This window comes from Tepidiforma bonchosmolovskayae (genome assembly GCF_008838325.1).
Taxonomy (GTDB): Bacteria; Chloroflexota; Dehalococcoidia; order Tepidiformales; family Tepidiformaceae; genus Tepidiforma; species Tepidiforma bonchosmolovskayae.
The window spans coordinates 2370280-2385358 of the sequence record NZ_CP042829.1; the positions used below are offsets into that span (position 1 = coordinate 2370280).

Below are 15079 nucleotides of genomic sequence, written 5' to 3' on the forward strand. Positions count from 1 at the left end.
TCGCCGGTTCGGGGCTGACAACCTTGGAGGGACACCCTCCCGCGGGGCCCTTCGGCTCCCCGCGGACAAAGAAGAAGGAGGGAGTATGGGTATCAAAATCCGCGGAACGAACCTGGGGTATATGAAGCTCGACAAAGAGCTTCTCGTCTTCCCGCATCCAAACTATGCACTCAACGTCGAGCGGACCTCCGGCCAAAAGCTGTGGGTGAACTGCCCAGCGCTTGCCTACATCATCGAGCACCCCGACGGTCTAATCCTCTGGGAGACTGGCATTTCCACCAAGGTTCGCGAAGAATGGCTCCCGGCCTGGCAGTGGCTGATTGACGTCTCCGAGATCACGCCAGAAGTCTGCCTCGAGGCTCGACTGAAGCAGATGGGGCTTGCGCCGGAAGACTTCAAGTACGTCATTCAGGGCCACCTCCACTGCGATCACGCGGGTGGCCTCCGACTCTTCGAAGAGGCCGGAGCGGAAATCATCGTCCACGAAGACGAATACAAGTACGTCTTCCAGAACATCGAGAAGGCGGACCAGTTTTTCGTGCGGGAGGATTTCGCGCTGCTTGGTCGCAAGCGCCCCACGCTCATCTACGGCGACCAAGAGATCCTGGACGGGGTCAAGCTCATCAGTCTCCCCGGGCACACGGCCGGAACCATGGGGATGCTGGTGCGCCTCAACCACACCGGTTGGGTGCTCTTCACCTCCGATGCAATGTACCTCCACGAAAGCTACGGGCCACCGCCTGTCGGCTCCCCAATCGTGTGGGACCCGGGAAAGTGGGCATCGTCGGTCGAGAAGATACGCCGCATCGCCATCGAGCACGAGGCAACCATCTTCCCCGGCCACGACGAGACCGGGATTAAGCAGCACGCCGATGGTAGCTCGGTCTTCACGCCCCTGAACGTCAGGCCTGATTACGTATACGAGTAGACCGCATCTGCTATACTCCGCGGTCGCAGCAGTTGGGGCAGATTGGGGGAGCGGCCGCGTGGGCCGCTCCCCTAGAGCCATCTGGAGCAACTCTGGGGAAGACAGCGATGGCCGGGCTTCCGTTTAGTGGTGTACGGATACTTGACGCGGGAGAGTTGGTGGCGGCTGCTTATGCAACCCGGCTTCTGGCTCACCTTGGGGCTTCGGTAGTCAAATTGGAGGACCCTGGAGGCGACCCTCTTCGGGAGCGTCCGCCTTTCGTCGAGCGCGACGGGTACCGGGCTTCGGCGTTGCAGCTCTTCCTCGACCAGTGCAAGCGCTCGGTCGTGAGAGAAGCGGATGCAGGGGGCGAGAGCACTCTTGGCTCTCTCCTGCGCGACGCAGACGTACTTATCATCAGTGGTGACAGGCGTCGCATCCTCCAGCGCGGCTTCGACCCTGACCAGCTGCTTGCTTCGTACCCGAGCCTCATCGTCGTAACCATCACCCCTTTTGGATGGACAGGCCCCCGGGCGGATTGGTCGGCCACAGAGCTCATCATGTCCGCAGCTGGAGGATGGCTGGGAATCAGCCCGGGTGCTCTCGACGACCCGGAACTCCCTCCCCTCAAGGCCTTTGGGCAGCAATGCGAATTTCAGGGCGGGGTGCACGGTGCAATTGCCGCTGTCGCGGCGCTCTTTGCTCGTGAGCAACGTGGAGGCGAGGGAGAACACGTCGATGTCAGCGTCCAGGCATGCATCGCCTCCAATTTAGAGATGAACTTCATGCACTGGACGTATGCCGGTCGCGAGACATCCCGTCTCGGAACCCGCGCCATCGGTCCCTGGGGGATAATTGAACTGGCCGACGGTCCGTTCTTCCTCACGTGCATCGAAGAAGACCAGTGGCAGCGGCTGGTTCAGTTTTTGGGTAATCCAGACTGGGCTGATTGGGAAATGTTTGGAGACCGTCTTCTCCGTGCCGAGAATAACGATGCACTGATGCCGCTCATTCAAGCTGGATTGAACCACCTCACCTGTCAAGATGCCTTCGAACAGCTCCAGAGTCAGCGCATCGCCTGTAGTCCTGTGAATACTATGGAGATGTTGCTAACGTCCGATCATCTTCAGGAGCGCGATTTCTTTGTCGCCGTGGAAGACGAAATTTTCGGCGCAGCGACTTTCCCGGGCGCTCCGTTCAAGATGAGCAAGACCCCATGGAAGCAGAGTACGAGGGCTCCGAGACTCGGAGAACACTCGAGCTGGTCGACATCCGCGCTCTGGGGCATTGACTAGCTTAATTTTCTTGAAAAATCGTCGCGCGCTCACGAGGTTAAGACGATATGTCTGTTTCAAAAGAAGTCCCGCTTGCTGGTGTTAGAGTCGCTGACTTTACGTGGGTGTGGGCTGGACCGAGCGCAACGCTGCAGCTTGCGCATCTTGGTGCGGAAGTCATCAAGATCGAGTCACTTGAGCGGGTCGATACAACCAGGCGCCTGCCGCCTTATGCCGATAATACGATTGGACATAATAGGGCCGGTTACTTTAACCAGTATAGTCAAGGTAAGAAATCAGTTGTGCTTAATCTAAAGAACGCTAAAGGCCTCGAAGTTGCCAGAGAGATCGTGCGCAGCTCGGATGTCGTGGCGGATAATTTTGCAGCCCAAGTAATGGACCGACTTGGCCTTGGGTATGAAGACCTTAAGAAGGTTCGTCCGGACATCATCGCGATCTCCATGTCAGGCTACGGACAAACGGGGCCGAAGCGCAACTATATCGCGTACGGTCCAGTTCAGGTGCCCATGATCGGGCTCGCCTCGCTCAGCGGTTACCCCGGGCGCGGGCCGAGCGAGGTGGGACTCTCGTACGGAGACCCAAACGCGGGTATGCACGCAGCGTTTGCCGTGCTCGCCGCGCTCTGGCACCGGAGGCGCACCGGTGAGGGACAATTCATCGACCTCTCCCAATGGGAGGCGGCAATCGGTCTGGTAGCAGAGGGTCTACTGGATTGGGTGTTCAACAAAAGCCAGCCCGACCGGATGGGCAACCGTGACTTGGCCGAGGCCCCCCAGGGCGTATTTCGATGTCTCGGCGACGACCGCTGGGTAGCCATCGCTTGCTGGTCGGACGCTCATTGGGAAGCGCTTGCCCGAGCAATGGGCCGTGAGGATCTCGTCGGTCGTGTCGACCTGCGCACTCGCGAGGGCCGCAAGGCGCATGAACTTGAGCTCGAGCAAGCAGTGGCCGATTGGACCGCAGCCCGAACTCCAGAAGACGTCGTCGCGACGCTACAGGCTGCCGGCGTTCCTGCATATAACCCCCTGAGTAACCGCGGCGTAGCAGAGGACCCGCAACTGAACGCTCGTGGTGCCTTCACTGAGTTCGATCACCCCGAAGTGGGCCGGCGTCGGCACGTCGGTGCGCCTTGGACGTTTAGGAAGTCTGATGTTCGGGCACGTGGGCGGGCGCCGTTGCTCGGGGAGCACACGGCAGAAGTTCTGATGTCGGTCCTCGGCTACGACGCGAGCCGTATCCGGGAGCTCGACGAAGCAGGAGCCTTCGGCCCACCCGGATGGCTCTCCCGCCATTGGCAAGGAGGGTGACGCCATGACGACAAAGGGGCTGCCTGGCGAGGTTGTGTTTCCACTTAAAGGGGACGTCGACGTTTTGCGCGAGCTGCGTCGTCTCCGTGACGGTCGCCTCTTGGAGCCCTCCCAGTCACCTGCGTCCAATCGGGCCGTACCTCTGCGGACGGTTATTGAGGATTCCTGGAAGCGGGCGTCTGCCGCCGGAGTCTCTCCGACACTGCGGCGTGTGGACGTACAGAAGGCGCCCACTCTCGACCGGAGGGTCATCGCTGCCGCAGCACCCATCCTCCGTAAACTCGTCGACGAGGTTGCGGATAACCGGGCCGCCGTCATCTTTTCCGACTCGTCAGGTGCCATTGTGGAAAGCCTCGGCGATAAAGCGGTCCTCCGAGCCCTCGACCGGGCGGGTGCTGCACCGGGCCATCTGCTGGCCGAAGCCGCTGCGGGCACGAATGGAATCGGCACCGCGCTGCACGCTGGCTGCGGCATCCAGGTCGTCGGAGCCGAGCATTTTATCGAAGCGTTTCAGATGTTTTCCTGCACGTGCTTCCCAGTGCGAGACCCATTCACGGGGGAGATATGTGCGTCGTTGGACGTCACCGTCCGTGCCATTGATCACCGTCCAGATATCTACGAGTACGTGCGCACTGCAGCAAGAGAGATAGAAGAATCCCTTCACGCGCTGCTTATCGCCGATCAGATGAGCCTCATTCAGCACTACCTCGCCATAACTACGCAGGGTGACGTCGCGGTATTAGCGACTAATGGCGAGACAATTGTTGCAAACCGTAGGGCACTTAATCTACTCCAAGGGATGGATAGGGAAATCGTCATCAATCGTCTTTTTGCTGAAGGAAGCCGTCCGGATGTCGGCGAGATAGTCGAGTTGGAGACCCGTGGCGCGCTAAAACTAATCGTTCGTATTCAGCGAGTAGTTGATGAATATGGCAAACGAGGTGTCGTTGCAATCCTGGAGCCCCACATAAAACTCGGAAAGGCAACGACAGCCATGCCCGCTTCCGCTACACCGCCCCTGCCAGAGCTGATCGGTCGGTCCCCGGCGTTTGTCGCTGCGGTGGCAAAGGCGCGCCGGTCCGCAAGCGAGCCGGGACTGCTTCTCATCGCGGGCGAACCTGGGACCGGGAAAGCGACCCTCGCAATCACCGTGGGCGCGCAGTCAGCGCTCACAATGACAGTCGTAGATGCAATTACTGGTATAACTCAAACATATCCGGCTTCACCGTCCGGCCATCAAAATGTTTCATCGTCATCCCGTCTGCAGTACGCGGTCACGGTGATCCTGCGCCTGGAAAACCTTCGGGAGGAGGACGTCGCATCGTGTCCGGCTTTAAAAAAGGCGTTGCAGAAGGAGGGCCTGGTCATCGCCACGACCAGATCACCCTCTCGCATCCTGCCAGCCCTCCGAAAAGCGGCATCCGCTGTGATATGTCTTCCCCGTCTCGAGGAGCGCACGGATGACATTCCGAGGCTGGCGCAATGGTACCTGCTTAATCGTCAGCGGCGTCTCACCATCGACCAGGATGCGCTTGCCCTCCTGCAGCGCATGAACTACGAAGAGAACGTGCGGTCGCTCTTCTCGGTCCTGGAAGCCGCAGCAGAGAAGGCGCGAGGCTTTCGTGTCACGCGTGACGACATTATCGCGGTGGTCGGCGACAATGTACCGACCCGCCGGGGGATGATTGAGGAACTCTCAGTCCGGGCCGTGCGGGACGCGCTGGCCATGACCGGCGGCAATCGCTCTGCTGCTGCGCGAGTCCTAGGCATATCCCGCGCAACGCTGTATCGCTGGCTCAAGCACTTCGGGGAAGACCTCGGCGCGGCGCCCGCCCCGTAAGTTGCTCTCTCCCCGGCACGCTCGCAGGACTCTGCAAGGAGCTAGGGCGGCGCCCCTTTGGTCTAGGTGGAACGCGAGACCCACGCAGCTTCGAGCGAAGCCCCGAAGAATGAACGGTGGGTCAGGTGTCGTCCCCGCGGCAGGTGACGGCCTGGGGGAATTACCTCGAGCGTTAGCAGAATAGCCTGGAACGCACGCTGTCCCCCATACGCCGCCCGCATCTGTCCCCAACAAGACGGGCGGGGCCGAGAGCGTCACCACGCCCCGGCCCCGCCCTCGCTTAGGGGAAGGCTCTACGTGAAAACCTGCCTACCGGACTGAGGCAGCCTCCGGTTGACCGAGGATGAACCCGCTGAGGCCGCGTTCCACCTCGTCCCATAGTTTCTGCCGGTACATCGGCGCACCCGAGGGGTACTGAAGCATCTCCGGCCGCTTGCCCGGGATGTTTGCTCCCATGTACCAGGACTTCGCCTTCGGGAACAGTGTCTTGGCGGCGGCGTCCAGGATCTCCTGGTGCCACTGCTTGCTCACGTCGAGCCGCGGCTCGATGCGCGTAATGCCGCGGCGGGTGATATCGCTGATGACGTGGACGACCCAGTCGCCTTCAAGCTCGCCTGCAGTAGGCCCATTGAGGAAGGCCGCGGGCGAATGGAGGCCGTACGTGTAAAAGAGGTTCGGGAACCCTGGAACCATCTTGCCGAGGTAGTCGAGGTACTCCTCGTTCCAAACGTCCCTGATGGTTCGCCCTTCAGAGTTAACGATGTCGATTGCGGTCATCGTGCCAGTATTGTTGTCGAACCCGATCGCGCAGATAACGACATCGAGCTCGAACTCCTCTTCTCCCGCTCGAATGCCCGTCTCCGTGAATTCATGGATCGGCTGGCTGTTCACGTCGACGAGGCGAACGTTGTCCTGGTTTTAGATCTCCCAGTACCACTGCTCCAAGCAGGGCCGCTTTACCCCGAACGGATGCGGTGGCGTCGACGGCGCGAGGAGTTCGAGGAGCTCTGGCTTCTTGATTCGCTTGACCGTCTCCCTCCGCCAGAAGTCGTAATTGGCACGGTTGCAGTCTTCGTCGAAGACGAGGTCAACGGGAGCAGCAAGCCAGAACCAGAACCCGCCCAGCTCCCAGTTAAACCGCATGATGCGGTCGCGCTCCTCTTGGGACATGTCCGCCCACGGCTTATATACAAAGTCGTAGTCGAACCCGGCGAAGGTCTGCTTGGTGCGCTCCATAGCGGCCGGGAAGAGTGGCTTCAGTGCGTCGTACTCGCGACGCGTATACCGTTCCTGTTTCATAGGCAGGGCGAGGTTTGGCGTGCGCTGGAAGACCACAAGCTGATCGGCGATGAGACCGACTTCTTGGATGATTTGGACGCCACTCGCTCCCGTGCCAATCACACCTACCCGCTTGCCTTTGAGGTCATCAACCTCCTTATCGCGCGGCCACCTGGCGCTGTGGTACAGCTCCCCGCGGTACTTGTTCGTCCCGGAGAAATATTTCGCCGGGTCGATCGGTTGCGTCGTTGACCCGGTGGCCATAATCAGGAACCGGCAGGTGACCGTGTCGCCGTTGCTGATTTCCACGCGCCATTGCTGGCCGTGCTCGTCAAATGTGGCACGCGTCATCCGCTGGCGGAACGACATATGCGGCCAAAGGTTCCATCGGTCCGAAACGTAGCGGAAATATCCCTGGAGCTCCTTCCAGCCGGGGTACTTTTCCGTGAAGTGGTAGTTCATCCAGAGGTCCGGGTCAGTGAACTGGTATACCCAGATGCAGGAGTCCACCCTCGCTCCAGGATACCGGTTCTTGTCCCAGGTTCCCCCGGGGCCCTCCCCGTCGTCGATGAGCCTAACCCTGAAGTCGCGCTTCAGGAACTCATGCAGGATGTACAGACCTGAGAAGCCTGCGCCGACGATGAGTGCGTCCAGTTGTGGCTTTGAAGTGTCCATTGTTAACCCCTCCTGTTCGTTGCCCGGCCGTCTCTGCGCGGACGGTCATCCGGGCGGCGAGACGATAGCAAGTCCGCAGGGAGCGAGGTCGTCTGACTTTGCGACACTTCGGAAAGGTGGAGCATCGGTAGAGCGGATGGTGCTCGGACCCGATAGGCGACCGGGCAAGGCGGTCGCCTTGAGGTTTCGGTTCCACCCCTGCATCAACGCTCTGAGTTGGTAAGGGGGGTCAATGCGGGCTTCTAGCACGTTGCTGGGAATGGAAGCCGGCGGTACCCGGGCGATAGGGGACATGCAGCAAACAGGGTAGGAGGACCCGATGCGTAACCGGCAGGAACGAAAGGCGCAAATGATGTGGGCTTGGCCCCGGCCCACCCGGCCGGGGCCAAGCACCCCAGCCACCGGATTCGCGAATTTGTCGCTATAACCCCCGATCGCCTCCCACTCCTCTCGGTTGCTATGCTCGGGGGCTCGGGCGGCCCTGGAGCCCGACCGAACAGGTGTTCGAGGCCGCCCTCCGTGTAGCCCGCTCGTTGGTCCACTCCGAGCGTCAGCACTCCGAACGGCGCCAGTATGAACCGTTCTTTAACATTGTTGCTGGACCACAACATCACCGGGCACGTCTTCGACCTTGCGACCTTCGACTACAACCAGGAGCGCCTTTGCGGCGTTTCCCCCCGTCTCGGGAAGGCTCAGGCTATTTCTTCTGGCCTCGGCTTTGACCGCTGTTGGGGTCAAAACCGGGCAGGCTGCCGCCCAAGCCGATGTTGTCGGCGCTCCCGTTCTCGCGGCGCCCGGGAGCGGCTGCGCCAGCGGCGGGCGGCTTACCCTCTGTTGAAGCGCTAATTAGACGTCGAGGTTGGGCGCATGCTGCCACCGGTAGCAGCTACCACCACCGGCGGCCCCGGTTCATTGTCCTGACGCAGGTGTCGGCTCTTCCCGTTGAACCTCGTCACGCTTCAGCCTCGCCCCCTTCCGACTTCGGTACACCCTTGAGGTATGGAGCCCCGGCACCGGCAATCGGCGGCAATTCGAAAGAGAGCCGAAGGGGCCTGGTCCGAATGCAGCAACCAGGGGCTTCTGACCATGCCGATTGTCCGGCGCACCCAAGCGGGGCCTATGCCCCATCCGAATCCTAGCTTGATGGCCGAAGCGTAGCCGCCCATTGCCGCGACTGCGTGGCGCTGAACCAGGTTATCCGCTTTGTGGTCATGCCGGGCCGCCGGGCCCGCCGACGGCCGACAGGCGACCGGTTGAACGTCCGCGTCGGCGTGACGTGGCCATTTGCGAGAGACCGTGGCCCGTCGGCGGGAGCTTAAGGCCGATGTCCGGGACGTACCGATGCCGGTCGAGCGGAGCGTCTTCCCCCTACCGTGCCCGCCCTGGCGATGGCGGTGAAGTCATGGTCGGTCGGCTCGCCGAACGCGAAGTCTGGGTTCTCCTCATGGACAGCCGAGTGCCAGTCACCCCCTGCCCAACCCGAGGGGCTGCCGACGCGCCCCGACCGGTGTCTGCGCCCCTGGATGCTTGCATGGTTGCAGCGCTTTCGGCTTCGCCCCTACTTACCCTCGGCCAGAGGGCAGTACCCGCGCACGGCGGTACCTCAACCGTGGGGGGCGCCGGTCCTGAAGCCGACTCGGCTGACCTCTACGAGCGGCCGTCGAACCAAACCTTTCGCTGCAAAGAGCTCCCTGCCCTCCCAGCCGACTAATCCGCAGGCCGCTTCGCCTGCAGGCCTCAAGCGGCCGAAGGTTCGGTTTCTCGGCCCCCTCGCGGATGGTGCACCAAGGCCTGGCCGCTGCGGTTCGCTGCAGCCGCGACCGTGGCCCTGCAGCGCGTGGGGACCTTCCTCGGTGGTACGCCGTTCTTTTGGCTTTCGGCCGGCAGCATCCCCGCCAGCACTTGCCCGGAATAGACCAGCGGCCGGGATGCTGGACCCAATGCAGCGTGGCACGTGCCAGCCAAGCCGTCCCTGAAGTCGGCGGACAGTCGATTGCTTCCCTCGAGAATCCAGATTTGTTCAGCGCTCCCGCTAGCCGGCGGTGCCGGCTTCACCGGAAATGCTCAGGTCAGCCTGCACCGATAGCTCCCCAGTCTGCTGAGAGAGTCCGGATATCATCGCTATCCACTGGTCTTAGCACAGCAACTCGGCCCTCGTCGTCAGCTGATGCCCCCATCGGTCGCAGAGTCGAAGCCGGTCTCGAACCTGCAGGACCTTCAGTTATCGCCGGGGGTGAAGGCTTGGGTTGGGCCAGCGGACCGGTGAAAACCCCAGTGCCTCGGCCCTCCTTCTTAGGGAATGCCCGGCCCCCGGGGCCGGCCTGCCAGTTCCCGGCGCATCCCTTGCCGGCTCTCTTCGCCCAGCCCTTTCGGGGAACTCCAGCCAGGTGCAATGACCCGACCAGCCTGGTGATGTCCGCCGCGTCGTACTGGCAAGCCTGCCCAGTGGAGGCCCGCTACCGTCTGCCCGGTTTGTCGCTAGAATCCCGGTACAGCTCGTTCGAACTCAGACCTCGCCGCCCTTGGAGCGCCCATGGACGTCTTCGCCCTCCGGAATAGCCTGGTCAGTGAATACCGGGACTTCGTAGAGAGCTTCCTGACCATTCGAGATAGCCGAATTCGGGAATTCGTAGACCAGGCCCTTAGCGACGGGTTGCTCTGGCCAGAGGCACTGGTCCAGCTCAACCCAGGCTTCAAGACCCCGGCAGACGTTGACACACTTGTAGAACGTGGCCTGCTTCACGAGGAATGCCGCCGAATCTTCCGAAAGGACAAGAGCGAGGGTAACCCTCTTGGCAGGCCGTTAAAGCTCTATCAGCACCAGATCGAGGCTATAGAGGTTGCAGGGCGCGGGGAAAGCTATGTGCTCACAAGTGGCACTGGCTCCGGGAAAAGCCTTGCCTATCTCATTCCGATCGTGGACGCCATCCTGCGGGAAGGGCCCGGCAGGGGTATTCGGGCCATCATCGTGTACCCCATGAACGCCCTGGCCAACAGCCAGGCCGGCGAACTCCATAAGTTCCTCGAGCTTGGGTTCCCCGGAGGCCAGGGGCCCGTCCGCTATAAGAGGTACACGGGGCAGGAGTCGGACGAAGAGCGACAGGAAATTGTCGCTAATCCTCCAGATATCCTTCTCACCAACTACGTCATGCTAGAGCTCATCCTGACCCGGCCCTTTGAGCGGCCCCTCGTCCAGGCTGCGCGCGGCCTCAGGTTCCTCGTTCTGGATGAGCTCCACACCTACCGCGGGCGGCAGGGCGCAGACGTGGCGATGCTCGTGAGGCGGGTAAGGGAGGCTTGTGAGGCTCGCCAACTGCAGTGCATCGGAACTTCGGCGACCCTCGCAGGTGCCGATGACGTCCTGCAGCAGCGTGAGCGTGTCGCCGAAGTCGCACAGCTTCTCTTTGGGACTACCGTCAGGCCCGAAAGCGTCATCCTCGAAACCCTTCAACGGGTTACCGAGCAACGTGACATAATCGATCAAACCTTCATCGTTGAACTCCGTGAGGCCGTCGAATCCGGGTCGGTCCCTGCCTCGGCTGAGGAACTGAGGAGGAACGCCCTTGCCTGCTGGGTTGAGGAAAAGCTGGGGATTGAGCAAAAGGGCCCTTACCTGCGGAGGGCCAGGCCTAGGGCTATTCGCGGAAGCGGTGGCCTCGCAGCCGAGCTTGCCGAGCTCACAGGGCTCGAACCCGAAAGGTGTGCAGAAGCGATTGAGGCCATCCTCTCTGCCGGCTTCCGCGTCCTCAATCCAGAGACGGGCCAGCCGATGTTCGCCTTCCGTTTGCATCAGTTCTTCACCAGGGGCGACACCGTCTACGCCTCGCTCGAGCCCCCGGAATCCCGGTATCTGACCCTTCGCGAGCAGCAGTATGTTCCGGGCGACCGGTCCAGGCTGCTATTCCCGCTCGCGTTTTGCCGCGAGTGTGGCCAGGAGTACTACTCGGTCGCTGAGGCGAACAACGGAGCGAATGGCAATGTGTCTTCCACCCCTGGCGAGGTGCATCCGAACCAGTTCGAACCAAGGGACCCCCGTGTGGGGGCTGAAGGTGCCGCGTACCTGTACTTCCCTGATCCTGATGAAGCCGCAGATGCCTATCTGGACCGAATTCCGGACTCCTGGCGTGACCCCTCTTCCGAGAACGTCCTGAAAAGTAAGCGGGGCAAGCTCCCTCGAACTTTCCGCGTGGGGACGGACGGAAGGTTTTCCCCGGACGGCCACGAGGTCTTGGTCGTCCCCTCTCCAATTCCTTTTTGTCTCCGATGCGGGGTGTCATACGAGGGCAAGGAAAGGCAGGACTACGCCCGCCTCGCGACTATCGGTGAGGGTGGCAGGGCTTCCGCGACGACCATCCTCGTCGCTGAGGCACTGCGCCGCCTGAAGGATGGAGCCGGCCTCCCTCAGGAAGCCAGAAAAGTTCTTAGCTTCACCGATAACAGGCAGGATGCGTCACTCCAGGCAGGGCACTTTAACGACTTCGTTCAGGTTGGCCTGCTCCGCTCAGCGCTGCACCGTGCGGTCTCTCAGGCCGGGCCCGAGGGGCTGAGGTATGACGAGCTAACCCAGGCCGTCTTCAAGGCCCTTTCCTTGCCGTTTGAACAATATGCGAGGGACCCTGAGCAGCGGTTTGCTGCCAGAGAGGAGACTGCCCAGGCACTCCGGGATGTCCTCGGCTACCGCCTCTATCGCGACCTCGAGCGAGGATGGCGTCTGACGGCACCAAATCTCGAGCAATGCGGGCTTCTCAGGTTCAGGTACCTCTCGCTGGACGAACTCTGCTCCAGCGAAGAGCACTGGAGAGACCTTCATCCTGCGCTCGCAGGGGCGACGCCCGCTCAGAGGGAAGAGATATCGCGAACGCTTCTCGACCTTCTGCGCCGCGAGCTCGCTATCAGCGTCAACTACCTCGAGTCCGGCTACCAGGAGCGGATAAAACAGAGGTCCGACTCCCGCCTGGCAGCCCCTTGGGCGCTCGACGAAGATGAGAAGCTCAAGAGTGCATCGGTAGCCTACCCCGGCCCTCGCCGCAATGGCGACGATAGGGACTGGAGGCACGTCTTTATCTCGTCGAGGAGCCTGTTTGGGCAGTACCTCAAAAGGGTCAACCTCTTCTCAGGTCTTCGACCTCCCAATCAAAAGGAAGTCGAGGAGGTCATTGCGAACCTTTTTCAGGTTCTGCGCATCGGCGGGCTGGTTGAGGTCATCGATAACCGCGACGAAGCTGCTCCCGGCTACCAGCTCTCAGCCGCCGCGATGATTTGGTTGGCCGGCGATGGAACAAGACCCATCCATGACCCCCTGCGGGTGACCCTCGCAAATGAGACCGCCAGGGGCGCAAACAGGTATTTTGTCGACCTATATCAGCAGATCGCTGACACGATGGTCGGCTTCAGGGCCGGGGAGCACACCGCCCAGGTCCAGTCTGGTGTCCGAGAATACCGTGAAAAGGCTTTCAGGGAAGGCCGGCTTCCCGTTCTCTTCTGCTCCCCAACCATGGAGCTTGGGGTCGACATCGCTGAGCTTAATGTAGTGAACCTCCGCAATGTTCCCCCTACCCCGGCCAACTACGCTCAGCGCAGCGGACGTGCCGGAAGGCGTGGCCAACCAGCTCTGGTCTTTACCTACTGCTCGGCCACCAGCTCTCACGACCAGTACTTCTTCAGTCATCCCGTCGAAATGGTCGCCGGCCAGGTGCTGCCTCCCCAGCTTGAGCTGGCAAACGAGGACCTCCTCAAAGCTCACGTTCATGCCGTCTGGCTGGCCGAGACCGGGCAGGACCTTGGGTCCTCGATGGCCGACGTCCTCGACGTCGCCGGAGAAGCGCCCACTCTTGAACTCCGAGCTTCACTGGGGGCCGCACTGGCCAATCCCGACGCCAGGGAGCGCGCTAAAGCCAGGTGCTCCAGCATCCTGGACACGGTTCCTGGCCTTAAAGAAGCCGACTGGTATCACGAAGGATGGCTCGATGAAGTCCTTGCCAAGGCGCACACCAGCTTCGACGCTGCTTGCGACCGCTGGCGCTCCCTCTATCGGGCAGCCCTCAATACCAGAGAAGAGCAGAATCGCATCATCGGCGACGCCTCCCGCACCAGTCAGGAGCGTGATCGTGCCAAGCGGCTCAGGGCCGAGGCCGAATCTCAGCTTGATCTGCTCCGCGCCGATACTGCAGGAACTCGGACATACCAGTCAGACTTCTACAGCTATCGCTACTTCGCCAGCGAGGGGTTCCTGCCCGGTTACAACTTCCCCAGGCTTCCGCTCTCCGCATTTATCCCCGGCCGGCGCGGTACCAAGGGACAAGACGATTTCCTCTCCCGCCCAAGATTCTTGGCTATCGAGGAGTTCGGACCCCGCAGCATCGTCTACCACGAAGGGGCGAGGTACGTCATCCATCGGGTCCTTCTGCCACCGAGCAGAACCCTTGACGGAAAGCTCGTCACCAGCTCGGCGAAGCAGTGCAGCGAATGCGGCTACCTCCACCTCATCATCGACCCCCCGGGCCCGGACCTGTGCGAGCGCTGCAACCATCTCCTCGATGCCCCCATCGATAGCCTCTTCCGCCTCGAGAATGTCTCCACAATCCGCCGTGAGCGGATTACCTCCGACGAGGAGGAGCGCGTTCGGGTCGGCTACGACGTGCAGACCGGCATCCGCTTCGCTGAGGAAGCCGGCGCCACTCGGGCCAGGGTTGCAGAAGTGCGCAAGGATGCGGAGAAGCTCGCAACCCTCACGTACAGCGGCGCCGCAACCCTCTGGCGGATTAACCTCGGCTGGAGACGACGGAAGAGTTCAGCCGGAATGGGGTTTTGGATTGACCCTGAGCGCGGCACTTGGCAGCGACGCGAAGATGAGTCTGAGGAGGCCGAGGAACAACAGGATCGACCTCGCCAAAGAGTGGTGCCGTTCGTGGAAGACCGTCGCAACGCGCTGCTGTTCGAGCCTTCGACTCCCCGGGGTGACGCATTCATGGCCTCACTGGCAGCTGCATTGAAGAGGGCCATACAGGTAGAGTTCCAGCTCGAAGAATCCGAGCTTGCCGTCGAGCCGCTGCCCCGCCGCGAGAAGCGCAACCTTCTGCTCTTTTACGAAGCCGCCGAAGGTGGAGCCGGCGTCCTCCGAAGGCTTGTCACTGACCCCGAAGCGATTAACCGGGTCGCCCGCCGGGCCCTCGAGATATGCCACTTTGACCCCGACGACGGAACAGACCTCGGAAAAGCCCCGCGGGCAAAGGAGAACTGCGAGGCAGCCTGCTACGACTGCCTGATGAGCTACACCAACCAGCTTGACCACAAACTCCTTGACCGGCAGTGTGTCCGCGACTTTCTCCTCGACCTGTCCGGAGCCAGATGCGAGCCATCACCCGTTGACACCCCCCGTCACGAGCACCTCCAGGCCCTCCTGAACCTTTGCCAGACCGACCTCGAACGCCAGTGGCTTCGCTTTGTCGACGAGCTCGGTCTTGCCCTGCCGACCATGGCCCAGAAATACATTGCCGCCGCGAATGCGAGGCCTGACTTCGTCTACGATGACAGCCTCACGGCAGTCTTCGTTGATGGACCGGTTCACCAGTACCCTGACGTGGCCGCCCGCGACCATCAGGCCGAACGCCGCCTCGAAAACGCTGGCTGGACAGTAGTCCGATTCAACAGCAACAAAGAGGCGTGGGAGGGGGTGCTCCAGCAATGGCCGGACGTCTTCGGCAGGATTTCCCGGTAGGGTCTCTCGTCAGGGTTCGTGGCCGAGACTGGGTAGTCCTGTCCGACGCTGACCCCGACC

Annotated in this window: 7 protein-coding genes; 5 read left to right on the forward strand and 2 right to left on the reverse strand. The window is 61.6% G+C overall.

Annotated elements, in window-relative coordinates:
* Positions 1-85 precede the first annotated feature (85 nt).
* The 4 genes from Tbon_RS11855 to Tbon_RS11870 all read left to right on the forward strand — a co-directional run bounded on the left by Tbon_RS11855 (position 86) and on the right by Tbon_RS11870 (position 5349).
* Entirely contained in the window at positions 86-928 is an 843-nt protein-coding gene (locus tag Tbon_RS11855) for an N-acyl homoserine lactonase family protein (RefSeq protein ID WP_158067896.1), read from the forward strand.
* Between the two features lie 107 nt (positions 929-1035).
* Positions 1036-2202 carry a CaiB/BaiF CoA transferase family protein gene (locus tag Tbon_RS11860; protein ID WP_158067897.1) on the forward strand — a complete coding sequence of 389 codons (1167 nt, stop codon included), beginning with the start codon at positions 1036-1038 and terminating at the stop codon, positions 2200-2202.
* A 47-nt stretch (positions 2203-2249) separates the two neighbouring features.
* Positions 2250-3509 carry a CaiB/BaiF CoA transferase family protein gene (locus tag Tbon_RS11865; RefSeq protein ID WP_158067898.1) on the forward strand — a complete coding sequence of 420 codons (1260 nt, stop codon included), beginning with the start codon at positions 2250-2252 and terminating at the stop codon, positions 3507-3509.
* Positions 3510-3720: 211 nt separating this feature from the next.
* Positions 3721-5349 (forward strand): sigma-54-dependent Fis family transcriptional regulator, encoded by a 1629-nt coding sequence (locus tag Tbon_RS11870; protein ID WP_192497958.1) that lies wholly within the window; start codon positions 3721-3723, stop codon positions 5347-5349.
* Between the two features lie 309 nt (positions 5350-5658).
* Here the strand turns inward: Tbon_RS11870 and Tbon_RS11875 are convergent, their stop codons facing one another.
* A complete protein-coding gene (locus Tbon_RS11875; RefSeq protein ID WP_158067900.1) occupies positions 5659-6240 on the reverse strand; it encodes an NAD(P)/FAD-dependent oxidoreductase in 582 nt (193 codons plus the stop codon).
* 27 nt (positions 6241-6267) lie between these two features.
* A complete protein-coding gene (locus Tbon_RS11880; RefSeq protein WP_158067901.1) occupies positions 6268-7302 on the reverse strand; it encodes a flavin-containing monooxygenase in 1035 nt (344 codons plus the stop codon).
* Between the two features lie 2533 nt (positions 7303-9835).
* Here Tbon_RS11880 and Tbon_RS11885 point away from each other — a divergent pair.
* Positions 9836-15019, forward strand: a complete 5184-nt coding sequence (locus tag Tbon_RS11885; RefSeq protein ID WP_158067902.1) for a DEAD/DEAH box helicase — start codon at positions 9836-9838, stop codon at positions 15017-15019.
* Positions 15020-15079 lie beyond the last annotated feature (60 nt).

Bases quoted from the DNA above. Each gene is read 5' to 3' on its own strand.
- Tbon_RS11855 (WP_158067896.1), top strand. From the start codon at position 86: ATGGGTATCAAAATCCGCGGAACGAACCTGGGGTATATGAAGCTCGAC.
- Tbon_RS11860 (WP_158067897.1), top strand. From the start codon at position 1,036: ATGGCCGGGCTTCCGTTTAGTGGTGTACGGATACTTGACGCGGGAGAG.
- Tbon_RS11865 (WP_158067898.1), top strand. From the start codon at position 2,250: ATGTCTGTTTCAAAAGAAGTCCCGCTTGCTGGTGTTAGAGTCGCTGAC.
- Tbon_RS11880 (WP_158067901.1), bottom strand. From the start codon at position 7,302: ATGGACACTTCAAAGCCACAACTGGACGCACTCATCGTCGGCGCAGGC.
- Tbon_RS11885 (WP_158067902.1), top strand. From the start codon at position 9,836: ATGGACGTCTTCGCCCTCCGGAATAGCCTGGTCAGTGAATACCGGGAC.